The sequence below is a fragment of the Ancylobacter sp. G4_0304 genome, from assembly GCF_047501495.1.
Lineage (GTDB): Bacteria > Pseudomonadota > Alphaproteobacteria > Rhizobiales > Xanthobacteraceae > Ancylobacter.
In genome coordinates, this window is the sequence record NZ_JAZDRM010000001.1 from 86,790 (window position 1) to 110,070 (window position 23,281).

General features: G+C 67.7%; 29 protein-coding genes. 13 read left to right on the plus strand and 16 right to left on the minus strand.

The annotated features are described in order from the left end of the window. Nucleotides 1-130 precede the first annotated feature (130 nt). Complete coding sequence (locus VRZ77_RS00415) at nt 131-298, plus strand: hypothetical protein (protein WP_414590734.1); 168 nt, start codon at nt 131-133, stop codon at nt 296-298. 9 nt (nt 299-307) lie between these two features. On the opposite strand, the gene moaB is transcribed toward VRZ77_RS00415, so the two are convergent. The 4 genes from moaB to VRZ77_RS00435 all read right to left on the minus strand — a co-directional run bounded on the left by moaB (nt 308) and on the right by VRZ77_RS00435 (nt 3,512). Then, on the minus strand, nt 308-871 hold the full coding sequence (gene moaB, locus VRZ77_RS00420) for a molybdenum cofactor biosynthesis protein B (RefSeq protein WP_414590735.1): 564 nt from the start codon (nt 869-871) through the stop codon (nt 308-310). Continuing rightward, nucleotides 871-1,764, minus strand: a complete 894-nt coding sequence (locus VRZ77_RS00425; protein ID WP_414590736.1) for a neutral zinc metallopeptidase — start codon at nt 1,762-1,764, stop codon at nt 871-873. Before VRZ77_RS00425 ends, moaB begins: the two co-directional genes overlap by 1 nt. Nucleotides 1,765-1,881: 117 nt before the next feature. Beyond that, on the minus strand, nt 1,882-2,514 hold the full coding sequence (locus VRZ77_RS00430; RefSeq protein WP_414590737.1) for an alpha/beta hydrolase: 633 nt from the start codon (nt 2,512-2,514) through the stop codon (nt 1,882-1,884). A 65-nt stretch (nt 2,515-2,579) separates the two neighbouring features. Then, entirely contained in the window at nt 2,580-3,512 is a 933-nt protein-coding gene (locus tag VRZ77_RS00435) for a ring-cleaving dioxygenase (protein ID WP_414590738.1), read from the minus strand. Between the two features lie 161 nt (nt 3,513-3,673). Here VRZ77_RS00435 and VRZ77_RS00440 point away from each other — a divergent pair, with 161 nt between their 5' ends. Continuing rightward, nucleotides 3,674-4,630, plus strand: a complete 957-nt coding sequence (locus VRZ77_RS00440; RefSeq protein WP_414590739.1) for a LysR family transcriptional regulator — start codon at nt 3,674-3,676, stop codon at nt 4,628-4,630. Here the strand turns inward: VRZ77_RS00440 and VRZ77_RS00445 are convergent. Then, entirely contained in the window at nt 4,620-5,081 is a 462-nt protein-coding gene (locus VRZ77_RS00445; RefSeq protein WP_414590740.1) for a MarR family winged helix-turn-helix transcriptional regulator, read from the minus strand. The genes VRZ77_RS00440 and VRZ77_RS00445 overlap by 11 nt on opposite strands. A gap of 209 nt (nt 5,082-5,290) precedes the next feature. Between VRZ77_RS00445 and VRZ77_RS00450 the strand changes: the two genes are divergently transcribed. Next, on the plus strand, nt 5,291-6,307 hold the full coding sequence (locus VRZ77_RS00450; RefSeq protein ID WP_414590741.1) for a sugar-binding transcriptional regulator: 1,017 nt from the start codon (nt 5,291-5,293) through the stop codon (nt 6,305-6,307). 129 nt (nt 6,308-6,436) lie between these two features. After that, a complete protein-coding gene (locus VRZ77_RS00455) occupies nt 6,437-7,801 on the plus strand; it encodes an NAD(P)H-dependent oxidoreductase (RefSeq protein ID WP_414590742.1) in 1,365 nt (454 codons plus the stop codon). 300 nt (nt 7,802-8,101) lie between these two features. Here the strand turns inward: VRZ77_RS00455 and VRZ77_RS00460 are convergent, their stop codons facing one another. Then, the gene (locus VRZ77_RS00460) at nt 8,102-8,401 is read right to left on the minus strand and encodes a hypothetical protein (RefSeq protein WP_414590743.1); all 300 of its coding nucleotides are present in this window, start codon (nt 8,399-8,401) and stop codon (nt 8,102-8,104) included. Between the two features lie 167 nt (nt 8,402-8,568). Between VRZ77_RS00460 and VRZ77_RS00465 the strand changes: the two genes are divergently transcribed. Next, entirely contained in the window at nt 8,569-9,951 is a 1,383-nt protein-coding gene (locus tag VRZ77_RS00465) for a PLP-dependent aminotransferase family protein (protein WP_414590744.1), read from the plus strand. Nucleotides 9,952-9,962: 11 nt separating this feature from the next. Here VRZ77_RS00465 and VRZ77_RS00470 read toward each other — a convergent pair whose 3' ends face one another. Continuing rightward, nucleotides 9,963-10,370 carry a DUF983 domain-containing protein gene (locus VRZ77_RS00470; RefSeq protein ID WP_414590745.1) on the minus strand — a complete coding sequence of 136 codons (408 nt, stop codon included), beginning with the start codon at nt 10,368-10,370 and terminating at the stop codon, nt 9,963-9,965. Nucleotides 10,371-10,597: 227 nt separating this feature from the next. On the opposite strand from VRZ77_RS00470, the gene VRZ77_RS00475 reads away from it, so the two are divergent. Further along, nucleotides 10,598-10,804, plus strand: coding sequence for a hypothetical protein (locus VRZ77_RS00475; RefSeq protein ID WP_414590746.1), 207 nt, complete (start codon nt 10,598-10,600; stop codon nt 10,802-10,804). A 65-nt stretch (nt 10,805-10,869) separates the two neighbouring features. Here the strand turns inward: VRZ77_RS00475 and VRZ77_RS00480 are convergent, their stop codons facing one another. Together VRZ77_RS00480 and VRZ77_RS00485 are read right to left on the minus strand one after the other, a co-directional pair. Then, entirely contained in the window at nt 10,870-11,529 is a 660-nt protein-coding gene (locus tag VRZ77_RS00480) for an exopolysaccharide biosynthesis protein (RefSeq protein ID WP_414590747.1), read from the minus strand. Nucleotides 11,530-11,683: 154 nt separating this feature from the next. Then, nucleotides 11,684-11,827: a hypothetical protein gene (locus VRZ77_RS00485; RefSeq protein ID WP_414590748.1), complete on the minus strand. Its 144-nt coding sequence runs from the start codon at nt 11,825-11,827 to the stop codon at nt 11,684-11,686. Between the two features lie 177 nt (nt 11,828-12,004). On the opposite strand from VRZ77_RS00485, the gene VRZ77_RS00490 reads away from it, so the two are divergent. Beyond that, complete coding sequence (locus VRZ77_RS00490) at nt 12,005-13,267, plus strand: Hsp70 family protein (RefSeq protein ID WP_414590883.1); 1,263 nt, start codon at nt 12,005-12,007, stop codon at nt 13,265-13,267. 15 nt (nt 13,268-13,282) lie between these two features. Here the strand turns inward: VRZ77_RS00490 and VRZ77_RS00495 are convergent, their stop codons facing one another. After that, complete coding sequence (locus VRZ77_RS00495) at nt 13,283-14,668, minus strand: aldehyde dehydrogenase family protein (RefSeq protein WP_414590749.1); 1,386 nt, start codon at nt 14,666-14,668, stop codon at nt 13,283-13,285. 253 nt (nt 14,669-14,921) lie between these two features. Between VRZ77_RS00495 and VRZ77_RS00500 the strand changes: the two genes are divergently transcribed. Next, nucleotides 14,922-16,397: a diguanylate cyclase domain-containing protein gene (locus tag VRZ77_RS00500; protein WP_414590750.1), complete on the plus strand. Its 1,476-nt coding sequence runs from the start codon at nt 14,922-14,924 to the stop codon at nt 16,395-16,397. Here VRZ77_RS00500 and VRZ77_RS00505 read toward each other — a convergent pair. Continuing rightward, nucleotides 16,394-16,831, minus strand: a complete 438-nt coding sequence (locus VRZ77_RS00505) for a VOC family protein (RefSeq protein ID WP_414590751.1) — start codon at nt 16,829-16,831, stop codon at nt 16,394-16,396. The genes VRZ77_RS00500 and VRZ77_RS00505 overlap by 4 nt on opposite strands. Before the next feature lie 165 nt (nt 16,832-16,996). Between VRZ77_RS00505 and VRZ77_RS00510 the strand changes: the two genes are divergently transcribed. Beyond that, a complete protein-coding gene (locus VRZ77_RS00510; RefSeq protein WP_414590752.1) occupies nt 16,997-17,770 on the plus strand; it encodes a ferredoxin--NADP reductase in 774 nt (257 codons plus the stop codon). 23 nt (nt 17,771-17,793) lie between these two features. Here VRZ77_RS00510 and VRZ77_RS00515 read toward each other — a convergent pair whose 3' ends face one another. Beyond that, nucleotides 17,794-18,105, minus strand: coding sequence for a hypothetical protein (locus tag VRZ77_RS00515; RefSeq protein WP_414590753.1), 312 nt, complete (start codon nt 18,103-18,105; stop codon nt 17,794-17,796). A 177-nt stretch (nt 18,106-18,282) separates the two neighbouring features. On the opposite strand from VRZ77_RS00515, the gene VRZ77_RS00520 reads away from it, so the two are divergent. The 3 genes from VRZ77_RS00520 to VRZ77_RS00530 all read left to right on the plus strand — a co-directional run bounded on the left by VRZ77_RS00520 (nt 18,283) and on the right by VRZ77_RS00530 (nt 20,133). Then, complete coding sequence (locus tag VRZ77_RS00520; protein ID WP_414590754.1) at nt 18,283-18,771, plus strand: N-acetyltransferase family protein; 489 nt, start codon at nt 18,283-18,285, stop codon at nt 18,769-18,771. A gap of 97 nt (nt 18,772-18,868) precedes the next feature. Continuing rightward, nucleotides 18,869-19,321, plus strand: coding sequence for a MarR family winged helix-turn-helix transcriptional regulator (locus VRZ77_RS00525; protein WP_414590755.1), 453 nt, complete (start codon nt 18,869-18,871; stop codon nt 19,319-19,321). Further along, nucleotides 19,318-20,133, plus strand: a complete 816-nt coding sequence (locus VRZ77_RS00530) for an NAD-dependent epimerase/dehydratase family protein (RefSeq protein WP_414590756.1) — start codon at nt 19,318-19,320, stop codon at nt 20,131-20,133. The genes VRZ77_RS00525 and VRZ77_RS00530 overlap by 4 nt, the downstream gene beginning before the upstream one ends. Nucleotides 20,134-20,232: 99 nt before the next feature. Here the strand turns inward: VRZ77_RS00530 and ahcY are convergent, their stop codons facing one another. Further along, on the minus strand, nt 20,233-21,639 hold the full coding sequence (gene ahcY / locus VRZ77_RS00535) for an adenosylhomocysteinase (protein WP_414590757.1): 1,407 nt from the start codon (nt 21,637-21,639) through the stop codon (nt 20,233-20,235). A gap of 163 nt (nt 21,640-21,802) precedes the next feature. On the opposite strand from ahcY, the gene VRZ77_RS00540 reads away from it, so the two are divergent. After that, entirely contained in the window at nt 21,803-21,934 is a 132-nt protein-coding gene (locus VRZ77_RS00540) for a hypothetical protein (RefSeq protein WP_414590758.1), read from the plus strand. A 12-nt stretch (nt 21,935-21,946) separates the two neighbouring features. On the opposite strand, the gene VRZ77_RS00545 is transcribed toward VRZ77_RS00540, so the two are convergent. The 3 genes from VRZ77_RS00545 to VRZ77_RS00555 form a co-directional block, all read right to left on the minus strand. Next, entirely contained in the window at nt 21,947-22,234 is a 288-nt protein-coding gene (locus VRZ77_RS00545; RefSeq protein ID WP_414590759.1) for an HPr family phosphocarrier protein, read from the minus strand. Nucleotides 22,235-22,236: 2 nt separating this feature from the next. Continuing rightward, on the minus strand, nt 22,237-22,638 hold the full coding sequence (locus tag VRZ77_RS00550; RefSeq protein WP_414590760.1) for a PTS sugar transporter subunit IIA: 402 nt from the start codon (nt 22,636-22,638) through the stop codon (nt 22,237-22,239). Nucleotides 22,639-22,785: 147 nt separating this feature from the next. Then, on the minus strand, nt 22,786-23,280 hold the full coding sequence (locus tag VRZ77_RS00555; RefSeq protein WP_414590761.1) for an HPr kinase/phosphorylase: 495 nt from the start codon (nt 23,278-23,280) through the stop codon (nt 22,786-22,788). Between the last annotated feature and the right edge of the window lies 1 nt (nt 23,281).

Here is a 23,281-nt window from a genome sequence, read left to right on the forward strand (position 1 = left end):
GGGGGGTGGCTCGGGGCGGCGCGCGCGCTGGGGGGGGGGGGGGGGGGGGGGGGGTGGGTGGGGGGGGGGGGGGGGGGGGTGCGGCGCCGCCGCGGGGGGCCGCCCCCCCACCGCCGTGGCGCGGCACGCCTTGATCGGCCGCGCCAAGCCCGAGCAGGGCCTGCTGATCCACCGCCAGTTCTACGAGACGCTCGGCGGCCACGAGGCCGGCGCCCATGCCGCCCGCCGGCTGGTCGCCCGTGTCGGGCGCGGCAGGCTGGTGCTGCTGCGCTCGCAAATGCTGCTGCCGGAAGGCTGAGGACGCCGTTCAGACGCTCGCGCCCTTGGCCTTTTCGCGCTTCAGGTGCTCATCGAGGCGCGGCAGGATTTCCACGAAATTGCAGGGCCGATGCCGGATATCGAGCTGGTGGACGAGGATCTCGTCCCAGCCGTCGCGGCAGGCGCCCGGAGAGCCGGGCAGGCAGAAGATATAGGTGGCGTTAGCCACGCCGGCCGTGGCGCGGCTCTGCAGGGTCGAGGTGCCGATCTTGCCGAACGACACCATGTGGAACACGGTGGAAAAGCCTTCCATGCGCTTCTCGAACAGCGGCTCCAGCGCTTCGGGCGTCACGTCGCGCCCGGTGAAGCCGGTGCCGCCGGTGGTGATCACGACATCGATCGCGGGATCGGCGATCCACGCACCCACCGTTGCCCGCAGCGCCTCGATATCGTCGGGCACGATGTCACGCGCCGCCAGCCGGTGGCCCGCCGCGATCACGCGCTCGGCCAGCGTGTTTCCGGAGCGGTCATCGGCCGGCGTGCGGGTGTCGGAGACGGTGAGCACAGCGATGGAAAGCGCGACGAATGGGCGCTCGGCGACGGGAAGGCTCATCAGATATTGCCCTGAAAGGTGTTGCACTGGCGCATGTCGCCGCTGTCCAGCCCGCGCTTGAACCAGCGCATGCGCTGCGCCGAGGAGCCGTGGGTGAAGCTGTCCGGCACGACATAGCCCTGCGACTGCTTCTGCAAGCGGTCGTCGCCGATGGCGGAGGCCGCGTTCAGCGCCTCCTCGATGTCGCCGTCCTCCAGGATCTGCCATTGCGCGTCGGCATGATGCGCCCAGACGCCGGCGAGGCAGTCGGCCATCAGCTCGACGCTGACCGAGAGCTGGTTGGCCTCGGTGCGCGAGACCTGACGTTGCATCTGCTGGACCTTGGCGAGAATGCCCATCTGGTTCTCGACATGGTGGCCGACCTCGTGGGCGATGACATAGGCGGCGGCGAAATCGCCGGGCGCCTTGAAGCGGCGCTTCATCTCATCGAAGAAGCTGAGGTCGAGATAGACCTTCTCGTCGGCCGGGCAATAGAACGGGCCCATGGCGGACTGCGCGGAACCGCAGGCCGAGCGGGTGGCGCCGGAGAACAGCACCATGCCGGGGTCCTGATAGGTCTTGCCCTGCGCCTTGAAGATCGGCGCCCACACATCCTCTGTCTGGGCGAGGACCGTGGCGGCGAACTGGCCCATCTGGTCCTGCGGGGCGCCGGTCTTGCCGGACGGCGCCTGCGACCGGCTCTGCGGGGAGCCGCCGTCGCCCATCAGGATTTCCGCGCCGCCGATCAGCACCGCCGGATTGATGCCGGTAGCCCAGGCGATCAGCCCCACCACGATGAGCCCGCCAATGCCGAGCCCGCCCCGGCCGCCGGGAATCCGGCCGCCACCGCCGCCGAAGCCGCCACCGCGTCGATCCTCGACATTATCGCTGCGCCGGAAATCCTCCCACCGCATAGTCACCTCCCCAAGCCACCAGCATTTCGGCAAGGCCGAACGCCACCATGGCAAATCCGCGCGACGCGCGCCATGGCGGCAATGCGGTGGGAGGCATCCGGTTCCCGACGCCCGCTGTCAAGCCGCGGCGGCGGACACCTCGGTGAGCCACTCCCGGGTGAGGCTCACATCGGCCTGCGACAGGCCGTGGCCGACCGGCAGCACACGGTGCGTCACCTCGGCGCCGGCCTCGCTGAGCTGCGCGGCGAGACGGGCGGCGTTGTCGGCCGGCACGATCGGATCGGCGCTGCCCGAGAGCAGCAGCACGCGGCGGCCCGAGGCATCGGCCTTGGGCGGCACCTTGAACGGCACCATGGCGCGCAGCAGCACGGCGCCGGCAAGCGCTTCTGGGCGGCGCATGAACATCGCGGCCGCGATGTTCGCTCCGTTGGAGAAGCCGAGCGCGACGGGGGCCGGCAGGCCATAGGCGGCGCGCGCCTCACCGATGAAATCGGCCAGTTCGTCGACGCGGGCGCGCAGGTCGTCCTCGTCGAACACGCCCTCGGCGAGACGGCGGAAGAAGCGCGGCATCCCGCCCTCGAGCACCTTGCCGCGCGGCGACAGCAGCGCCGCGCCGGGCGCCACCATGCGCCCAAGGCCGAGAAGATCGTTCTCGTCGCCGCCGGTGCCGTGCAGCAGCAGGAGCGGCGCGAGGTTCGGCGCGGTCGCCGGCTCGAAGCGATGCACGAAGGAAAGCTCGTGATTGGCCATGACGGCCTCCTGATCCATTTGAGAACGGGCGCCCCTTCCCCACGCGGGAGAAGGGGCGGACAGGTTCAGGCGATTTCCGGCAACACCGCCTCGATGTCGGTGCGGCGCGGCTCAAGGAAGGACGGCAGCTTCAGCGCGCGGCCGAGTTCGGCCGGGAGTTCGTCGGCGGCAAAGCCGGGGACGTCGGTCGCGATCTCGAACAGCACATGGCCGGGCTCGCGGAAATAGACGGACCGGAAGTAGTTACGGTCCTTCTGTTCCGTGGTGCGGATGCCGTGATGTTCCACGAGCTTCCTCACCATCTCCTCCTGCCCGGCATCGTCTGCCGCGCGGAAGGCGATATGGTGGACCGAGCCGCCGCCCATGCGGGCCGGCAGGAAGCCGCCGGCGACATGGATGTCGACGATCGAGCCGACCTCATTGCCCTCGACCTTGAACCGCACCAGCGAACCCTCGCGGCCGATCTCGGTGAAGCCGAAGATGTCGGTCAGGATGGCGCCGGTGGGCGCGGCATCGGCCAACAGGAGGTTCACCGAGTGGAAGCCACGAATGGCATGCTCGGCCGGCACGTCGGTGCCAAGCCAGGCCGGCTCGTTCTCGGCGCCCGCGACGCCGACCAAGGCGAGGCGCATGCCGTGCGGGTCCTTGAAGGAGAGCACCGTCTCGCCGAAGCGGCGCACGATGGCTTCATGGGGTACGCCCTTCTCGACGAAGCGGTGCGTCCAGTAGCCGATCGAATTGGCCGGCACGCGGAACGCGGTCTCCTGCGTCTCGCCGACGCCAAGCCGGCCGGGCGCCACATGGTCCCACGGAAAGAAGGTGAGGATGGTGCCGGGCGAACCGGCCTCGTCGCCATAATAGAAGTGATAGGTGCCGGGATCGTCGAAGTTCACGGTCTTCTTGACCAGCCGCAGGCCGAGCGTGCGGGTGTAGAACTCGACGTTGCGGCGCGCATTGCCGGCGATCGCCGTCACATGATGAATGCCGTTGCGGTTCATGGTGTGGCCCTCTGATGGAGCGCTCCCTGCGCTCTTGCATGAGCCATAGATAAACCGGCGTCTGCGCAATGCCATCTAGTTTCGATTGCGTTGACGCAATGTCTGCCGTGCTGCTATGAAGTCGGGGACGCGCCGGCCTTCCCGGCGAGGCGGGGGACAGCATGGCCGAACCGTTCAAATCGCTGGCATGGGACGATTTCCGCCTGATCAAGGCGGTGGCCGATGCCAAGGGTCTTCCCGCCGCCGCCGCGCAGATCGGCGTCAATCATTCCACGGTGTTCCGCCGCCTCAAGCAGATCGAGGAGGCGCTGGGCAACCCGCTGTTCGAGCGCCACCGCACCGGCTACGCGCTCACCCCCGCAGGAGAGGAACTGGTCGCGCTGGCCAACCGGCTCGACGAGGAAATCACCACGGTCGGACGCAAGCTGGCCGGGCGCGAGCCGGCGCCCTCGGGCGAACTGCGCGTCACCACGCCGGATTCGCTGCTGATCGAGATGCTGATGCCGATGCTGGCCGCCTTCCGCCAGCGCTACCCCGAGGTGCGGCTCGACATCGTGCTGAGCAACCAGCCGCTCAACCTGTCCAAGCGCGACGCCGATGTCGCGATCCGCGCCACCGACAGCCCGCCGGAAAACCTCGTCGGCCGCCGCGTCGCCCGCATCAACTGGGCGCTCTACGGCCTCGCGAGCGACTTTCCCGCCCCCGGCGCGGCGGACATGGAGGCGCTGACGACCCGCGACTGGATTTCGCTGGGCGACGGGCTCGGCACACTTCAAGCGGTGAAGTTCGTGCAGGACCATGTTCGCCCGGAGAAGGTGGTGTTCAAGGTCAACTCGGTGCTGGGCCTCGCCGAGGCGATCGAGGCCGGGCTCGGAATCGGGCACATTCCGTGCCTCATGGGCGATTCCCGTCCCGCGCTGGTCCGCCTCGCCCCGCCGGTCGACGAGTTCGCCGCCGACCTGTGGCTGTTGACCCACCCGGACCTTCGGCATTCGCCGCGCGTGCGCGCCTTCCTCGATTTCCTCGCCGCCGAGATCGGCCGGCACCGGCGCTTCATCGAAGGCGCGGTCGGGCTTGATGCCGCCGCCCGGCCCGGCGAGCTCCCCGCTACGGCTTGATCTTCGCCAGCAGCTTGTCGCGCACCGCGATCAGGTCGAGCGTCAGGGCCTTGAGATCGGCATCATCCTTCTCGATGCAGGTTCCCATGGCGCCGGGCAGGCAGTCGGCCTGCTGGCGCAGCGCGCGGCCATGATCGGTGAGGAAGATGCGGACCTGCCGCTCGTCGAGCGAATCGCGCACGCGGCGCACCAGCCCGGCCGCCTCCATGCGCTTGAGCAGCGGGGTGAGCGTGTTGGTCTCCAGCAGCACCCGCTCGCCGAGCTGGCCGACGGTCAGCCCGTCCCCGCTCCACAGCGCGACCATGGCGACATATTGCGGATAGGTCAGCCCCAGCCGATCGAGCATCGGCTTGTAGACGCGATTGAAGGCGTGGTTCGCCGAGTAGACCGCGAAGCAGAGAAAATTCTCAAGCCGGAACACGGTATCGTCGGCGCCGTCCTTGTCGGACATGAAGAACCTCTGACTCTTGATCCAGCCCCGCCGCCGCACCCGGTTCGAGATTTGCATCGCTCGCGACGCATCGACAAGCGGGATAATGCGTAACCGGCACCGGGACACCGCTGCTGCCCGCGATTTGAAGATGGCGCACGGCTCATTTATAGCAACGGCAACGCGTTGCGCGCCGTGAGAGCGTGCGGGGGTTGGGGGAAAGCGAAGCGATGTCCGAGGGAAACGTGACCACGAAGCCGGAAAGCCCGGCCGGGGCGCCTTCCGACATGAGCGCGACCGGCCGGCGCTCCACGCGCCTGAGGCTGCGCGCGGCCTGGATGTACTATGTCGAGGGCCTGACCCAGAGCGCCATCGCCGAGGCGCTGGGCATCGGGCGCGTCACCGTGGTGCGCATGCTGGCCGATGCCCGCCAGTTCAATGAGGTGAAGATTTCGCTCTCGCGCGAGATCGCCGAGCTGCCGCGCCTCGAAATGGGACTGCAGAAGGCGTTCGGCCTGCGCGAGGCGGTGGTCGCTCCGCTCTCCGACCCCGCCGCCGACCCGACCGCCGCCATCGGCGCCGCCACCGGGCAGTTCATCTCCGACCTGATTCGCCCGGACATGAAGATCGGCTTCGGCTGGGGCCGCACGCTGATGCGCGCGCTCGGTTTCATCGACGAGAAGGCGGTGGCCAATCTCTCGGTGATCTCGCTGCTGGGCGGCATCACCAAGGCCAAGCAGTACAACCCCTCCGAATTCGCCTGGCAGCTCTCGCGCCTGTTCCAGGCCGACTGCCACCTGATCGCCGCGCCCGCCGTGGTCGACAGCCTGGAGACCAAGCGCGCGCTGATCGAACGCTGCGGCCTCGCCCCGGTCTATAATCTCGCGCGTGACATGGACGCGGTAGTGCTCAGCGTCGGCGAGATGACCGGGGACAGCACCTCGCTGCGCTTCGGCTTCTTCTCGGATGCCGACTGGGATTCGCTGGTGGCAGCCGGCGCGGTGGGCGACGTCATCTACAATTTCGTCGACATCGAGGGCCGGCTGGTCGACCACCCGATCAACAGCCGGGTGATGTCGATCCCGATCGAGACGCTGCAGGCCACGCCCGAGCGCATCCTCACCTCCGGCGGGCCTGGCAAGACCCAGGCGATCATCGGCGCGCTGCGCATGCTGCGCCCGACCGCCTTCATCACCGACGAAGTGACCGCGAGCGCGGTGCTTGAGGCCGCCGGCGCGACCTATTGACCGGAACATCTGTCGTCCGGGCGATGCGCTTGGCTCTTTGCGTCACGCCAAATGTCGAGTACCGAAGGACAGGGGAGACCGCGCGAGGGCGGCCGGTCCCCCCGGAATCGGCGGAAGGGTTTTGAGTTCATGCGCGGGGCAAGCAGCATTTCGGCGGTCGGATTCGGCAGCGGCGCATTGGTAACGACGGGCCTTGCCGCCGAGCTGGAGCGCTGGACCGAGCAGCATGGCCCGGTGACGATCGGGCTGGCCGGCGCCGGGCAGATGGGCACCGACCTCGTGGTGCAGGCGGCGCTGATGCCGGGCGTGCGCATCGGCGCGGTGTCCGAAATCGACCCGCAACTCGCCATCGACGCCGCGCTCATGGCCGGGCATGACCGCGCCGACATCGTCTCGGCCTCCAGCACGCAGGCCATCGACCGCGCCATCGAGGCCGGCAAGATCGCCGTCACCGAGGATTATCACGCGCTGTGCGCCAGCGGACATATCGACGTGGTGATCGACGCCACCGGCTCGCCGAACATCGGCACGCTGGTGTCGCTGGAGGCGATGCGCAACGGCAAGCATGTCGTGCTGCTGAGCGTCGAGGCCGACATCACCATCGGCCGCTTCCTCAAGCAGGAGGCGCGCAAGGCAGGCGTGGTGCTGACCGGCGCCGCCGGGGACGAGCCGGCCGCGACCGTGGAACTGATCGGCTTCGCCCAGTCGCTCGGCTTCGAGATCGTCTGCGCCGGCAAGGCCAAGAACAACGCCTTCAAGCCCGACGCCGTGCCGGACGAATTCGCCGAGGAGGCGAAGGCGCGCAACATGAACCCGCGCATGCTGGTCGAGTTCGTCGACGGCTCCAAGACCATGGTGGAGATGACCGCGCTCGCCAACGCCACCGGCCTGGTGCCGGACGTGCCGGGCATGCACGGGCCGAAGGCCGACCGCGACGTGCTCGCCCAGGTGCTGTGCACCAAGGAGGATGGCGGCATCCTCTCGCGCTCCGGCGTGGTCGATTTCACCCTCGGCAAGGGCGTGGCGCCCGGCGTGTTCTGCATCGTCAAGCCGCGCCACCCGCGCGTGCTGGAGCGCATGGCGGACCTCAAGGTCGGCCCCGGCCCCTGCTTCGCGCTGATCCGGCCCTATCACCTCACCAGCCTCGAAGTGCCGCTCTCGGCGGTGCGCGCGGTGCTCCACAAGCGCCCCGACATGGAGGTGCTGGACCATCCCGTCGCCGAGTGCACGGCGGTGGCCAAGCGCGACCTCAGGCCAGGCGACGTGCTCGGCAAGATCGGCGAATATGATTATCGCGGCTTCGCCATGGGCTGGCGCGACGCGCGCGACAGCTTCGCGCTTCCGCTCGGCCTTGCCGAGAAGGCGCGGGTGCTGAAGCCGGTAAATGCCGGCGAGCGGCTGACCTATGAGAACTGCGCGCCGGACGAGGCGCTGATCGTCACCCAGATGCGCCGCCGCCTCGACCAGGCTGACGCGCAATATCTGGCGGCGTGAGGACGCGGGGCCCGCTTCGCCCCGGCCGCCCGCATGCTTCGAGACCAGCCTGAGGCCGTCACCTCAGCATGACGGGCGTGCTTGGGACCGCGAGGGAGCGCTACGTGGCGGCTGCCTGAGCGGTGCGGCGCAGACAGCCAGGCGCCCCTCGCTCCTTACACGCGCCGCCGCGCACCGGCGGCGGTGTGGCAGAAACGAACCGCGCTCGCATCCCCCGCCTCCACCCTCACGCCGTCATCCTGAGGCACGCGCCCGGCGGGCCGAAGGAGGCGCCGGGAGGTCATCCCCCCCCCCCTGCGCTCACGCATTGCCGGAGCCGGCACCGGGGTTGGCAAGGACGGTGAAATGGGCGTCGGCGAGGCGGGCCTCGGCTTCCGCCAGCGCGTGCGAGAGCTGGCGCACCTGCTCGGGCCGAAGCACGAGCTGGAGCGCGGAAACCGGCTCGCCGGGCTTGGGCGCGGCGCCGATCTCCAGGCGCAGCCCCACCGCCTCGGCGCCGAACAGCGCGGTGGTGAAGGCGTTCATCGGCCACACCTTGAGATGGCCGTTGGCGTCCTTTTCCCAGTCGTCGAACATGCCCTTGCGGATCGGATCGGTCATTGGCGTCGTCCTCATGGTTGCGCGCGGCAGAGCACGCGGGTTTCCCGATCCATAGCATTGCCGGCGCGCCTTGGCATGCCGGATACCTGATGCCGATGCGCAGACGGCGCGGCGCGCGGCCGGCACACGGGTTGCGTTGCCGCCGCCAACGCGCCAAGGCTTGCGACATGCCAACGCACGCGACCGCGCCCCCGCATGACGACTGGATCGGACCGCTCGACCGCGCGGACCGGGCGAGCGGCCCGCTGCATGCCCGGATCGTGGCGGCGCTGGAGGATGCGGTGGCACGCGGGGCGCTGCGGCCCGGTGAGCGGCTGCCGACCCAGCGCGCGCTGGCGGCACGGCTCGGCATCGACCTGACCACCGTCACCCGCGCCTATAACGAGGCGCGCCATCGCGGCCTGATCGATGCGGTGACGGGACGCGGCAGCTTCATCGCCGGCGGCGCGGCCCTTTCCGCCCCGGCCATGGACCTCTCGATGAACATGCCGCCGCCGCCGCAGGGCATGAAGCTCGGCGAGGTGATCGAGCGCGGGCTCAGTGGGCTGCTGGCGCGCTCCAATGCCGATGTGCTGATGGCCTATCATGTCGGCCCCGGCGCCCCGCCGGACCGGCTGGCGGCGGCGCGCTGGCTGGAGCCGACGCTCGGGCCGGTCTCCACATCGCGGCTGATGGTGATGCCCGGCGCGCAGGGGGCGCTGGCGAGCCTGCTGGCCCTGCTGGCGAAGCCCGGCGACACGCTGCTGGCGGAGCGCGAGACCTATCCCGGCCTGATCGCGGCAGCGGCCCGGCTCGGCGTGCGGGTGGTCGGCGTCGCCTGCGATCGCGAGGGTCTTGAGCCCGACGCGCTGCTCTCCGCCTGCCGTCACGGGACGGCGCGGCTGCTTTATCTCCAGCCGGCGCTGCAGAACCCGACCACCGCGACCATGAGCGCGCCTCGCCGGGCCGAGATCGCCCGCATCGCCCGCGCAAAGAAGCTCACCGTGATCGAGGACGATCCCTACAGCCGGCTGATGGACACGCCGCTCCCGGCCCTCGCCACCCTCCTGCCCGAGGCGACCTATCATGTCGCGACGCTGGCCAAGACGCTGACACCGGGGCTGCGCATCGCCTATGTCGCGGTGCCCGAGGGCGAGACCACCGAGAAGCTGGCGCAGGCGATGCGCGATCTCGCGCTGATGCCAGCGCCGCTGATGACCGCGCTCGCCACGCGCTGGATCAGCACCGGCACCGCGACGCATCTGCTCGGCGCGATCCGCCGCGAGGCGCGGGCCCGGCAGGACATGGCGCGGGCGCTGCTACCGGAGGGCGCCGTCGCCGCCCCCGAGGGGCTGCATGTCTGGCAGACGCTGCCGGCGCACTGGGACCGCGCCCGCCTCACCGCCGCGGCGCGGCGGCGCGGGCTGGCGGTGATGCCGGCGGAAGCGTTCTGCGTGAGGGGAGAGCCGAGCCATGCGCTGCGGCTCTCGCTCGGCGCCGTGGCCGACCGCGCGCGGCTCGGCGAGGCGCTGGTCGCGCTCGCCGCCCTCATACGCAGCGAGGACGGCTGAGGCGTGAAGGCTCAGGGTTTGACGGCCGGCTCCAGGCTGCGCTCGACCGGGATCAACCGGCCTTCCTCGGCCTTGTAGTAATATTGGCTCGCCACCAGCCAGCCCTTGAGCGGGCGTAGCGGCGGGATGCAGGTCAAAAGCATCACCGGCAGGGTGGTGAACAGGTGCACCCAGTACGGCGCCTGGAACGCCATCTCCAGCCACAGGCCGAACATCACCGAGGGAATGCAGCCGAAGCAGATGACGAAGAAGGCCGGGCCGTCCGCCGGATCGGCGAAGGAGAAGTCCAGCCCGCAGGCTTCGCAGCGCGGCTTCAGCTTAAGGAAGCCGTCGAACAGGCGCCCCTGCCCGCAACGCGGACAGCAGCCGCGCACACCACACTGGAACGGCGTCAAAACGGGCCATTGCTGTTCGGTCATCTCGGCCTCCTGCCTGATCTGCCGGCGGGCGTCGCCCGCGACACCGTTGAGGTGGGCCTCGCCGCATACAATGTCAACGATATCACCGGATTGTATGGATATATCGCGGCAATGTAGGGAGGCATTGTCGCCGGGCCGCTGCGGTAGCGGGAGGACGGCGTTAACCATTTCCCGGCATGCTGCTCGCAGTGAGGCCACGAGGCGATTCTGCGAGCATGAGTTCCGTGATGAGTAACGTCATTCCCTTTCCCGCGCGGCCCCGGCAGGACGAGGGCGATCTCGACATCGACCTTGAGACCGCGGTCGACGTCGCGATCCGCGACCTGCGCGACCTTGCCGAGCGCCTGCGCGCCGACGCCGCCGGCCACGAGCAGGCGAGGGAATGCCTGCTGATGCTCGAACGCGCGCTGGACAATGCCCGCGCCTATGGCTGAGCGCCGGCCGGAGCCCTTTCATGTCGGACAGAACGTCCGGACGATGAGGAAGTGCTCCAGACAGCTTACGTCAGCAGGCTGTGCAGCAGATAAAGCCCGGCCTTGATGAAGGCCCAGATCACGCCGGAAACCACGCCGAGCGAGGTGATGGCGAGCACGATGCCGGCAAGGATCCACAGGCCGTCGCGCTCCAATATGCCCAGCGCGAACACGCAGATCGACAGCGCGGGCAACATGTTGCCCAGCGGGATCGGCAATACCAGCACCACCGCCAGCACGAAGCAGAGCACGCCGATCAGATACTCCGACGGCGGGTGCGCCAGGATGCTGAAGCGCGGGCGCAGCAGCCCTTCGGCGCGCGCGAGCCAGGGCGTGGCGCGGCCGATGAAGGCGGCGAAATCCTTGCGGGCGATGGAGCGGTCCGCGATCAGCCGCGGCAACCACGGATCGCGGCCAAGCGCGAGCTGAAGCGTGAGGAAGATCAGCGGCGCGCCGAGCACCGCCGAAGTGCCGGGCGGGGTCGGCAGCACGTTGGGCAGGGCGAAGATCAGCATCAGCGGCCCGAAGGCGCGCTCCTTCATCACGCCGAGCAGATCCCCGACGCCGACGCGCTCGCGCCCTTCGTCATTGGCGATGCCGTTCAGAACATCGGACAGGCGGGTGGCGGCTTCGTCCAGATCGGCCTCGCTGCCGGTGGCCTCGTTCGACGGGGTATCAAGGGACACGGTCGGCGCAACTCCTCCGGCGGCGTTTCCAACTGCGGCCGGCGACGCGACCTTAGCCCGCTAGATAGGATCACAATGTGACGGCCGCCAGAAGCGGCCCGCCAAATCTGCCGGGCCCAGCTGTTGGGCCGAGACGTCGGATCAAGCTGCCGGATCAGTCCCAGCTCGCCAGGAAGGCGCCGATCGCGATCAGCAGGATCAGCAGCGCGACGACCCAGTGCTTGGTTTCCCATGAGCGCATGGAATTGATGGCGCCGTGCGGCTGGGCGGGTTCGGTCGGCTTCTTGTGCTGGGCCACGGCGCATTCTCGCATTCGAGGTCGGTTGTTCCGCTAGGGCGGCTCCCCAAGGGTTTCCCCGTTCCGGCCGCGCCCGTCAACTCGCCGTGCCGTCCTTGGTTGATCAATTCGCGCAAAGCCTCTAACCAAGCCCCCCTTTTCCCGAACCGGAGGTCTTGACCCATGGCATCTCGCTCCATGGCATTTTGCGGCCTCGATTTCGGCACGTCGAACACGACGCTGGGATATTACGGCGGCGAGGCCCCCCGCCTCGCGCGCCTCGAAGACGGCAAGGACACCGTGCCGAGCGCGGTGTTTTACGGGCGCGATGGCGCGCTGACCATCGGCCGCGCGGCGATGGCGCTCTATGTCGGCGGCACCGACGGGCGGCTGATGCGCAGCCTGAAATCGGTGCTCGGCAGCGCGCTGATCGACGAGAAGACCCAGATCGGCAAGCACCGCGTCGCCTTTCGCGAGGTGATCGGCGATTTCGTCCGCACCGTGAAGCAGCGCGCCGAGGTCGATGCCGGCGCCGCGCTGGAGCGCGCCGTGCTCGGCCGCCCGGTGTTCTTCGTCGACGACGACGAGGCGGCAAATGCCCGCGCCGAGGCGGCGCTGCGCGCCATAGCGCTGAAGGCGGGATTTGGCGAGGTGTCCTGCCAGTTCGAGCCGATCGCCGCCGCGCTCGATTATGAGCAGCAGGTGAGCGCGGAGGAGACCGCGCTGATCGCCGATATCGGCGGCGGCACCTCGGATTTCTCAATCGTGCGGCTAAGCGCCGAGCGCCACCGCCGCACCGAGCGCGCCGACGACATCCTCGCCAATGACGGCGTGCGCATCGGCGGCACCGATTTCGACCGCCATCTCAGCCTCGGCACGCTGATGCCGCTGCTGGGCTATCGCAGCCCGATGAAGAAGCCCGGCCGCGACGTGCCGAGCGGCTATTTCCACGACCTCGCCACCTGGTCCAGCATCAACCGGCTCTACAATGCCAAGACCGTGCGCGAGCTGCACGAGGTCCGCCGCGAGGCCGCGCATCCCGAACTGGTAAGCCGTCTGGTGCGCGTCATCGAGGAGCAGCGCGGCCACACCCTCGCCATGCAGGCGGAAGAGGCCAAGATCGCGCTGGCCGGGGAGCCGCAGGTCGACGTCGATCTCGGCTGGCTGGAGGCCGGGCTTTCGGTCGGCATCACGGCGGAGGAATTGGTGCACCACACACGGGCGCTGGCCGAGCGCATCGCCGCGCGCATCGCCAATTGCCTCGATCAGGCCGGGCTGAAGGCGGGCGATGTCGACGCGCTGTTCCTCACCGGCGGCTCGACCCGGCTCAAACATGTCCGCGCCGCCATCCTTGCCGCGCTCCCCGGCGCGCGCGTTGTGGAGGGCGACACCTTCGGCTCGGTCGGCACCGGCCTCGCCATCGAGGCCGCCCGGCGCTACGGGAACGTCGCGGCGGCGTGAGGGGGAGCGCGCCGCTCAGCCGTGGCGCAGGTGGAACGACTTCGGACGCGTCAGCATCTCGAAGCCGATGCGCGAGAGCGAGGCGCCGCGGCCGGTTTCCTTAACCCCGGTCCAGGCAAGGCCGGGATCGAGATAGTCGCAGCGATTCATGAACACGGTGCCGGTCTCGACCTGCCCGCCCAGTTCCTCCGCCGCCGCGCGGTCGGCGGTCCAGATCGAGGCGGTGAGGCCATAGATGCTGTCATTCATCAGCGCCACGGCCTCGGCATCGTCCTTCACCTTCATGATGCCGACCACCGGGCCGAAGCTCTCCTCGCGCATCACCGACATGGAATGGTCGACCCCGGTCAGCACCTGCGGCGCGAGATAGGGCGAGCCCTCGCGGTTCATCGGGAAGGCGGACGCGTCGATATGGGCCCGCGCGCCCTTCGCCAGCGCCTCGGCGGTCTGGGCGCGGATCAGCTCGGCAAAGCGCTTCTGCGCCATCGGGCCGAGTGTGGTCGCCTCGTCCAGCGGATTGCCGAGCACATATTTGGCCGTGAGCGCCGAGAAGGCGTCAATGAAGCGGTCGTACAGCGCCTCGTGGACATAGATGCGCTCGATCCCGCAGCAGCACTGGCCGGCATTGTAGAAGGCGCCGTCGACGAGGTTCTCGACCGTGAAGTCGAAATCGGCATCGGCGCGGACATAGGCCGGGTCCTTGCCGCCGAGCTCCAGCCCCATCGGGGTGAAGCTGCCGGCCGCCGCGCGCTCGATCGCCTTGCCGCCTTCCACCGAGCCGGTGAAGTTCACGAAATCGACGCTGCCCGAGGCGAGAATCTGCGAGGTCTGGTCATGGGTCAGCACCAGATTGGCGAACAGGCCCTTCGGCAGGCCGGCCTTGTCCATCGCCGCCTGGAAACGCTCGCCGACCAGGATGGTCTGCGCCGCGTGCTTGAGCAGCACGGCGTTGCCGGCGATCAGCGCCGGCGCGATGGTGTTGACGGCGGTGAGATAGGGGTAGTTCCACGGCGCCACCACGAAGACGATACCGAGCGGATCGCGGCGGATGTAGCGGGTGAAGCCGGGGCGCGCATCATGGGGGATCACCGGCTTGAGCGCGTCCTCGGCCATGTCGACGACATAGCGCACCCGCTCCTCGAAGCCGCCGAACTCGCCGCCATAGCGCACCGGGCGACCCATCTGCCAAGCGAGTTCCGGCACGATCTCCTGGCTCATCGCCAGCATGGCGTCGAGGAAGCGCAGCACATGGGCGGCGCGCGCGGCGACCGGCACCTTCGCCCATTCCGCCTGCGCCTTGCGGGCGGCCGCGAGCGCCGCGGCGATGGCCGCGCCGGAGGCCGCCGGACGGCGCGCCAGTTCCGAACCGTCCACCGGGGAAATGCAGATGATATCGCTCATGAGGCCTCCTCGAACCCGGATCCGGATATAGCGCGCCACGCGTGCGGGCGTCCATCGAAGGCTCTATGGGCGAATAGGCGGCTTGGCGATATAACTGGGCGCGGGGGGCAGAGCCGTGCGCGCCGGCAACGGCCGCAGGGTACACACTGCAAAAATTGCGGTCCAAAGGCAGCGGCGGAACTTGATACCACTAAAGCCGAGCGACAACGCATAAGAGTGGCAATCGCCAGTTGCGGTTGGCGGACAGGTCGACATGTTACATTTGCACGACACCACAGACGGCGCGGCCGCCACCCGGCACGACCACGAGGAAATGTTCGAGCTCGCGCCGATTTCGCTCTGGCTTGAGGATTATGCCGGGCTGACGGCGCTGTTCGATGGTTGGCGCCGCGAGGGCGTGGTCTCGCTGCGCGAATTCCTGCGCGAGAACCCGGCCAAGGTGAAGGCGTGCTCCGAGCAGATCCGCGTCCTGAAGGTCAACCGGCGCACGCTGGCGCTCTATGAGGCCGACAGCCTCGATCACCTCGTCTCAAATCTCGGCCGTGTGTTCCGGGCCGACATGCTCAAGACCTTCGTGGACGAGCTGTGCCAGCTCTGGGACGGCGCCACCACCTTCACCAGCAACACCGTGAATTACACGCTGGGCGGCCGGCGGCTCGACATCCAGCTCAAGGGCACGGTGCTGCCGGGCTACGAGGCCACGCTCGGGCGCGTGCTGCTCTCGATCGAGGACGTGACCGAGCGCGAGACCATGCGCCGCCAGGCCGCGCAGGCCGAGGAATATGCCCGCGGCCTGTTCGAGCATTCGCCGGTGTCGCTGTGGGTCGAGGACTTCTCCAGCGTGAAGCAGCTCGTCGACGAGCTCCGGTTCCGCGGCATTGTCGATTTCCGGGTCTTCACCGATGTGCACCCGGAATTCGTGCGCCGCTGCCTCAGTGAAATCCGCGTCATCGACGTCAACCAGCACACGCTGGAGATGTTCGCCGCGCCCGACAAGGCCACGCTGATCGCCCATATCGGCGACGTGTTCCGCGAGGACATGCACCGCCATTTCCGCGAGCAGCTCGTGGACCTGTGGAACGGCAAGCTGTTCCACACCCGCGAAGTGGTGAACTATTCGCTGAACGGCGACGAGCTGCATGTCCACCTCCAGTTCTCGGTGCTGCCGGGACATGAGCACGACTGGTCGCTGGTGCAGATCGCGCTGACCGACATCACCGCGCGCAAGAAGGCCGAGGCCTATCTGGAATATCTCGGCAAGCACGACGTGCTGACCAAGCTCTACAACCGCTCTTTCTATGTCGACGAGTTGAACCGGCTGGAGCGCAAGGGCCCGTTCCCGGTCACCATCATCATGCTGGACCTCGACAATCTCAAGCAGGTCAACGATCAGCTCGGCCACGCGGTGGGCGACGCGCTGCTCCGGCGCACCGGCGAGGTGCTGGCAAAGGCGGTGGACAAGCCCAATTGTGCCGCGCGCATCGGCGGCGACGAGTTCGCGCTGCTACTGCCCGGCGTCGATGCCGAGGGCGGGCTTGCGGTGATGGAGAACATCGAAAAGCTGGTCGCTCTGAACAACCAGTTTTATTCGGCCTCGACGCTCTCCATGTCCGCCGGCATGGCGACCAGCGTTCCCGGCGAGCGGCTGGAGGCGGTGGTGCGGCGCGCCGATTTCGAGATGTACCGCGAAAAACGCGGCCAGCCGACCGCCACTCTGGTGCGCGGCTAGGGCGTTTCCACTCCGCCCGCCGCGATACCCGAGCGCGCCAGTTCCGCCGTGTGGACGAAGCACAGCTTGTTGCCTTCGGGATCGCGGCAATAGGCGGCGAAATAGTCCGGCCCGTAATGCGGGCGCAGGCCCGGGGCGCCCTCATCCAGCCCGCCCTGATCGATCGCCGCCTGCCAGGCCGCCGTGGCCGCCTCCTGCGTGGACGCGGCAAAGCTGACCTGGGTGCCATTGCCCCAGGTCGCGGGCAGGCCGTTGAACGGCAGCTGCACGAAGAATTGCTGCCACGGCTTGCCGGGCACGATCCAGGTCGCGCCGGCCGGTCCGGTATCCTCATAGGTGAAGTCGCGCACCAGCCCGAGCGGCGCCAGCACCGCCGCGTAGAACGCCGTCATCCGCTCCAGATCGCGCGCCCCGACCATGATATGGCTGAACATGGCTTGCCTCCCCGCGCCGCCGGCCCGATGCCGGCCGGTAGCGGAAAGACCATGGCTGCCCGGCGTCGACAAGGGTCGACAACCGGGCGAATGCGCATTAAACCCGAGCCACGATTTACATGGACCCTCGGTTCTACGGCGGGTTTCTACTTAGACGGTTTGTAAATGAGCAAGCTTCATACCGAACGGGTCCTCTCCGTCCATCACTGGACGGACAATCTCTTCACCTTCACCACCACGCGCGACCCCGCGCTGCGGTTCAAGAATGGCCAGTTCGTGATGATCGGGCTGGAGGTGGAGGGCAAGCCGCTGCTGCGTGCCTATTCCATCGCCAGCGCCAATTACGAGGAGACGCTGGAGTTCTTCTCGATCAAGGTGGCGAACGGCCCGCTGACCTCGAAGCTTCAGCACCTCAAGGTCGGCGACGAGGTGATCGTCGGGCGCAAGCCGACCGGCACGCTGCTGGTGGACTATCTCGTCCCCGGCCGCCGGCTCTATCTGCTCGCCACCGGCACCGGGCTCGCCCCGTTCCTCAGCCTGATCAAGGACCCGGAAACCTACGAGAATTACGAGAAGGTCATTCTGGTCCACGGCGTGCGCACCGTAGGCGAGCTCGCCTATCGCGAGCTGATCGAGGAAGAGCTGCCGAGCAACGAGTTCTTCGGCGAACTGGTGCTGGAGAAGCTGGTCTATTACCCGACTGTTACTCGCGAGGAGTTCCACAATCAGGGCCGCATCACCGACCTGATCACCTCGGGCAAGCTGTTCGCCGATCTCGATCTGCCCCCACTCGCGAAGGAAGACGACCGCGTGATGCTGTGCGGCAGCCCGCAGCTGCTCGATGACATGCGCGTCATTCTCAAGGATCGCGGCTTCGAGGAGGGCTCGACCACGGAGCCCGGCGACTTCGTGATCGAGAAGGCCTTCGTCGAGAAGTGAGGGCGCGGCGCGGCGCCGCCCGCTCAGCGGATGCGGCGCCCGTCATCCCATTGTGTGCTCTCGCGGGAAACTTCCTCGGCGGAGAGTACGCGATATTCGGCGTCGATCACGGTCGCGCCGGAAGCGGTGCGCACGGACGATTTGCGGCCGCCGAACAGCTTGTAGGCCAGCCCCGCGATCGCCACGATCGGGAACAGGACCAGGAACACGCTGGCCGCGACCACGGCAAGCGCGGTGCCGACCGCCAGCGCCACCGCGACAACGACCGCGACCTGCCAGAAACTGACGCGGCGGACCGTGAAACGCATTCCACCGAACGGATCGTTGGCAGCCATACTTCTCCCTTTTCTCCCGATGCCGGGTGCTTGCTTTCCGTTAGATATGGTCGCCGATTGCGGCGATTCCAGCGCCGCGCGCGAAATTCAGCGCGGGCGGGCCTCTCACAAAGGCGCTAGCGCTCGCGTCCGGCTATGCTGGCGCACCGCCGACCCGATTTTCTGCAAGGTGCCGACATGATCCTGCGCGACGCGACCGAGGCCGACCTGCCCGGCATCCTCGCCATCTACAATGACGCGGTGGTCAACTCGACCGCGATCTGGAACGACACGCTGGTCGACCTCGCCAACCGGCAGGCCTGGCTCGCCGACCGCCGCACGAAACGCTATCCCGTCCTCGTGGCGGTGCAGGAGGGCGAGGTGCTGGGCTATGCCAGCTTCGGCGATTTCCGCCCCTTCGATGGGTTCCGCGTCTGCGTCGAGCACTCGGTCTATGTCGCGGAAGCCGCGCGCGGAAAGGGCATCGGCGCCCGGCTGGTGGAGTCGCTGTTCGCGCCGGCCCGCGCGCTGGACAAGAAGGTGATGATCGGCGCCATCACCGGCGGCAATCAGGCCTCGGTCCGGCTGCATGAGCGGCTCGGCTTCGTTGAGACCGGCTACATGCCGGGCATCGGCACCAAGTTCGGCCGGCGGCTCGACCTGGTGCTGATGCAAAAGGAGCTGTGAGCCAAGGTTCACACGGAAGGGCCTTCCTCGGACATCTTGACAGTTCGTTCGGCCCCGAACATTATTCGTTCGGGACCGAACGAACTGGAGGATTTCTTTGGACCATCTCCGCCACGATTCCCCTGGGAAATGGGCGAAACATTACCATCTTGCCAGCCGCTCCTTCATGGAAGCGGTCCTGCGTCCCTACGGCCTCGGACTGAGCCAGTGGTATGTGATGTACCATCTGGCCAATGAGGGGCCGATAGCTCAACGCAGCCTGCCTGGCATGCTTCAGTTGGAAAAGCCGACACTGAGCGAAGCGGTCGGCGCGCTGGTACGCAAGGGGCTGGTGGATCAGTCCACCGATCCCTCCGACCTGCGGCAGCGAATCCTGACTATCACGCCGGCGGGCCTGAGCCTGTGGAAGGACCTCCCCGACCCGATCGAAATGATCCTCGCGATTTCATTCGCCGGGTTTGACGAATCGGAGCTCGCCACCGTCGTACGGGTCCTTCGGACCGCGACCCAGCGGCTGAACGACAACCTCCCGGAAGGATCGAAGTCATGACAATTCTCGTCACCGGGGGCACCGGCCTCGTCGGCTCGCGCCTGCTGCAGCGCCTCGTCGGCGCGGGGGTGGAGTGCCGTGGACTTGTCCGGGAAGGTAAGGAACTTCCGAAGGGCGTCACGCCTGTGGAAGGCGACATTCTCGATGAAGCTTCGCTGACCAAAGCTTTGAAGGGCGTGTCCGCGGTCGTGCATCTCGCCGCACTCTTCCGGACCCAGGACGCCGATGCCATCTGGCGGGTGAACCTCGACGGCACCCGTAATCTGATTGCCGCGACCCGGCGGTCGGCCCCGGATGCACGCATAATCATGGCGAGCACGGGCCTGATCTACGACATGGACAGTCCCCGTCCCGGCCGCGAGGACGATGTCGCAGCCCCGAAGATGGACTATCCGGCCAGCAAGCTGGCTGCGGAGAATGAGCTCCGCAGCAGCGGCCTCAACTGGTCAATCCTGCGCCTCGGCTTCGTTTATGGCGACCGGGACGGCCATCTGGAATCGGTGCCGAGGCTGCTCGACATGTTTAAATGGCATCCGGCCGCCCGCTTCAGCATGATCCACCATCGCGACATCGCCGTGGCCGTCAATCTCGCGCTCTCCGGCGCCATGGATGGCCGCATCGTCAACACCGTCGACGACGCGCCGATGTCGGTATACGAGATCACCGAACTGGTCGGCGCGGCCCTTGTGACGTCTGCCGCGCCGCTCGCCAACCCCTGGTTTGGCCAATGCGACGGCGCTCTGGCCAGACGGCTCGGATTCCGCCCGACAGTCGCAACGGTTCACCAGGCCATTCGCGAGAACGCACTTTGACCACCACTCTTGACCTAGCCTGGGCGGCTCGGACAGGACGAGACCGGACAAAAAAGGGCGCCGTACGGCGCCCTTTTCCTTGTCTAGCGTGCAGAGCGATCAATAGCGGTAGTGATCCGGCTTGAACGGGCCGGCGACCGGCACGCCGATATAGTCGGCCTGCTCCGGGCGCAGCTTGGTGAGCTTCACGCCCAGCTTTTCGAGGTGCAGCGCGGCGACCTTCTCGTCCAGCACCTTCGGCAGGGTGTAGACCTTGCGGTCATACTTGCCGGGGTTCGCCCACAGCTCGATCTGCGCCAGCGTCTGGTTGGAGAACGAGGACGACATCACGAAGGACGGGTGGCCCATCGCATTGCCGAGGTTCACGAGGCGGCCTTCCGACAGCAGGATGATGCGGTTGCCGCCCGGGAACTCGATCTCGTCGACCTGCGGCTTGATGTTGGTCCACTTGAAGTTCTTGAGGCCCGCGACCTGAATCTCGTTGTCGAAATGGCCGATGTTGCAGACGATCGCCCGGTCCTTCATCTGCCGCATGTGCTCGACGGTGATGATGTCGCGGTTGCCAGTGGCGGTGACGTAGATGTCGGCGCGGGAGAACGCGTCCTCGATGGTCGCGACCTCATAGCCTTCCATCGAGGCCTGCAGCGCGCAGATCGGATCGACCTCCGAGACGATGACGCGCGCGCCGGCCTGGCGCAGCGAGGCCGCCGAGCCCTTGCCGACATCGCCGAAGCCGGCGACGAAGGCGACCTTGCCGGCCAGCATCACGTCGGTGCCGCGGCGGATGGCGTCGACCAGCGATTCACGGCAGCCATAGAGGTTGTCGAACTTCGACTTGGTGACCGAGTCGTTAACGTTGATCGCCGGGAACAGCAGCTTGTCCTGCTCGGCCAGCTTGTAGAGGCGGTGCACGCCCGTGGTGGTCTCTTCCGAGACTCCCTTGATGGAAGCGGCGACTTCGGCGAACCAGCCCTTCGGCTTCTCGGCCAGCATCTTCTTGATCAGCGCGAAGAAGATTTCCTCTTCCTCGGATTCCGGCTTGTCGAGGAACGCGGTGTCGCCGTTCTCGGCGCGCAGGCCGTGATGCACCAGCATGGTGGCATCACCGCCATCGTCCAAGATCATGTTGGGAACGCCGCCGCCATGCCAGTCGAACAGTTTGGCGGTGAAGTCCCAGTATTCCTTCAGCGTCTCGCCCTTGAAGGCGAAGACCGGAATGCCGGCGGCGGCGATGGCGGCGGCGGCGTGGTCCTGGGTCGAGAAGATGTTGCACGACACCCAGCGCACATCCGCGCCGAGAGCCTTCAGCGTCTCGATCAGCACGGCGGTCTGGATGGTCATGTGCAGCGAGCCGGCGATGCGCGCGCCCTTCAGCGGCTGCGACGGGCCGTATTCGGCGCGGATCGCCATGAGGCCCGGCATTTCGGTCTCGGCGAGCTCGATCTCCTTGCGGCCGAAGGCGGCGAGGCTGAGGTCTTTGACGATGGATTCGCTGGCGGCGGCCATGATGGTTTCCCTTGCTGCCTGATCTGCCCATACGAGCGCTTCTGGCGGGGTGATAGCAGCCCCCGCGCCGGAAAACAATAACGATATAAAGATGTCTTTATGTGACACCTTTTCGACAAGGGCTCGATGTTCGACACAGCACAAGGGTATGACGGCGCAAGGGATGCCGCCGGCACTGAGGGACTTCCTGTTGTCCGCCGAGCCCGTTCAGGTGCGCCGGCTGGAAATGGATCGGGAGAAAACCGCGCCGCCGAAAGGCAAGGTTATCACTGACTTCGTCATCCCCAATTACTGAGGAGAGCGCCCGCTACTCGCCTTCGCCGAAGCGGTCGGAGACCAGCGCGTCGAGCGCGTCGACCGCTTCCTGCGCCTGCGGGCCGGTGGCCTCGACACGGATCGAGGTGCCGAGCGCGGCGGCGAGCATCATCAGCCCCATGATCGAGGCGCCGCTCACGGTCTCGCCGCAGCGCGACACGCGCACGTCGGCATCGAAGCGCTCGACGGTCTGGACGAATTTCGCCGAGGCGCGGGCATGAAGGCCCCGCTTGTTCGTGATGACGAGTTCGCGCTGGGCCGGCACCGGATCGCTCGACAAGGTTATTTCCCGGCCAGGACGCGGCTGGCGATGTTGATGTATTTGCGCCCGGCCTCCTGGGCCTGCGCCACCGCGTCGTCCAGCGTCACCTCGCCACGCACCGTGGCGAGCTTGACCAGCATGGGCAGGTTGATGCCCGCCAGCACCTCGATATCGGGCGCGTTCATCACCGAGATGGCGAGGTTCGAGGGCGTGCCGCCGAACATGTCGGTGAGGATGACGACGCCCTCGGAGGTGTTGACCGCCGCCACCGCGTCCACGATGTCCTGCCGGCGCTGCTCGATATCGTCGTCCGGCCCGATGGTGATGGCCTCGATCTGGGTCTGAGGCCCCATGACGTGTTCGAGCGCCGCGCGGAACTCGCTGGCCAGATGTCCGTGGGTTACGAGTACGAGACCGATCATTCTGCTCCGCCATGCACCCGCGGGCACGGCTCCAACTTGGCTTGAGGCGCGGCCGGGGGAAACGGTACCCGCTACCGCCGCGCGCAGGGCCGACATCATCGTTGCACCGCACACGAATGGCAAGTCCCGCCGGAAAAAAGCCACAGCTCACTCGGACGGCGGTAAAACCGTGTCCTCGTCGGCCGGCGCGGTCAGTAGCCGCGCCAGCACCTGCTGGAGCACGTCGCCCGAGGGCAGCGCCGCAAGACGCGCGATTCCAACGCCTTCCAGCACGATCTGGCAGGCATTGAGCGGGGGAAGCCGTGCCGCATCTCCGGCATCGAGGTCGACCACCAGATCGATCGCCGCCTCCGTCACGAAGGGCAAGCGGCGAATGCCAGCGCCGCGAACCTCGATCAAACCAGTGAGATTTTGCGGCGCGGTCGCAAACAACTGCATTCCCCGTCGCGTCAGCAGCACCCGATCGTCGGCCACCAGACGCACCGGAGGCACCAGCGCCGTGCCGCCCGCCAGCACCAGTGCGAAGGCCAGACGCGACTTGCCCGCCCCCGGCGCGCCGCGGATGAGCACGCCGGCCTCCCCCACTCGCACGCAGGAGGCGTGAATGCTGGGGGCTTGAATGCTGGGGGCGTCCGGCGCCATG

Coding starts and splice junctions, on each gene's coding strand:
- VRZ77_RS00530 (WP_414590756.1), top strand. CDS start 19,318: ATGACAATTCTCGTCACCGGGGGCACCGGCCTCGTCGGCTCGCGCCTG.
- VRZ77_RS00450 (WP_414590741.1), top strand. CDS start 5,291: ATGTCCGAGGGAAACGTGACCACGAAGCCGGAAAGCCCGGCCGGGGCG.
- VRZ77_RS00495 (WP_414590749.1), bottom strand. CDS start 14,668: ATGAGCGATATCATCTGCATTTCCCCGGTGGACGGTTCGGAACTGGCG.
- VRZ77_RS00505 (WP_414590751.1), bottom strand. CDS start 16,831: ATGTTCAGCCATATCATGGTCGGGGCGCGCGATCTGGAGCGGATGACG.
- VRZ77_RS00500 (WP_414590750.1), top strand. CDS start 14,922: ATGTTACATTTGCACGACACCACAGACGGCGCGGCCGCCACCCGGCAC.
- VRZ77_RS00515 (WP_414590753.1), bottom strand. CDS start 18,105: ATGGCTGCCAACGATCCGTTCGGTGGAATGCGTTTCACGGTCCGCCGC.
- VRZ77_RS00475 (WP_414590746.1), top strand. CDS start 10,598: ATGAGTAACGTCATTCCCTTTCCCGCGCGGCCCCGGCAGGACGAGGGC.
- VRZ77_RS00555 (WP_414590761.1), bottom strand. CDS start 23,280: ATGGCGCCGGACGCCCCCAGCATTCAAGCCCCCAGCATTCACGCCTCC.
- VRZ77_RS00540 (WP_414590758.1), top strand. CDS start 21,803: ATGCCGCCGGCACTGAGGGACTTCCTGTTGTCCGCCGAGCCCGTTCAG.
- VRZ77_RS00435 (WP_414590738.1), bottom strand. CDS start 3,512: ATGAACCGCAACGGCATTCATCATGTGACGGCGATCGCCGGCAATGCG.
- VRZ77_RS00490 (WP_414590883.1), top strand. CDS start 12,005: ATGGCATTTTGCGGCCTCGATTTCGGCACGTCGAACACGACGCTGGGA.
- moaB (WP_414590735.1), bottom strand. CDS start 871: ATGAGCCTTCCCGTCGCCGAGCGCCCATTCGTCGCGCTTTCCATCGCT.
- VRZ77_RS00520 (WP_414590754.1), top strand. CDS start 18,283: ATGATCCTGCGCGACGCGACCGAGGCCGACCTGCCCGGCATCCTCGCC.
- VRZ77_RS00460 (WP_414590743.1), bottom strand. CDS start 8,401: ATGACCGATCCGATCCGCAAGGGCATGTTCGACGACTGGGAAAAGGAC.
- VRZ77_RS00445 (WP_414590740.1), bottom strand. CDS start 5,081: ATGTCCGACAAGGACGGCGCCGACGATACCGTGTTCCGGCTTGAGAAT.
- VRZ77_RS00550 (WP_414590760.1), bottom strand. CDS start 22,638: ATGATCGGTCTCGTACTCGTAACCCACGGACATCTGGCCAGCGAGTTC.
- VRZ77_RS00510 (WP_414590752.1), top strand. CDS start 16,997: ATGAGCAAGCTTCATACCGAACGGGTCCTCTCCGTCCATCACTGGACG.
- VRZ77_RS00455 (WP_414590742.1), top strand. CDS start 6,437: ATGCGCGGGGCAAGCAGCATTTCGGCGGTCGGATTCGGCAGCGGCGCA.
- VRZ77_RS00440 (WP_414590739.1), top strand. CDS start 3,674: ATGGCCGAACCGTTCAAATCGCTGGCATGGGACGATTTCCGCCTGATC.
- VRZ77_RS00430 (WP_414590737.1), bottom strand. CDS start 2,514: ATGGCCAATCACGAGCTTTCCTTCGTGCATCGCTTCGAGCCGGCGACC.
- VRZ77_RS00425 (WP_414590736.1), bottom strand. CDS start 1,764: ATGCGGTGGGAGGATTTCCGGCGCAGCGATAATGTCGAGGATCGACGC.
- VRZ77_RS00465 (WP_414590744.1), top strand. CDS start 8,569: ATGCCAACGCACGCGACCGCGCCCCCGCATGACGACTGGATCGGACCG.
- ahcY (WP_414590757.1), bottom strand. CDS start 21,639: ATGGCCGCCGCCAGCGAATCCATCGTCAAAGACCTCAGCCTCGCCGCC.
- VRZ77_RS00470 (WP_414590745.1), bottom strand. CDS start 10,370: ATGACCGAACAGCAATGGCCCGTTTTGACGCCGTTCCAGTGTGGTGTG.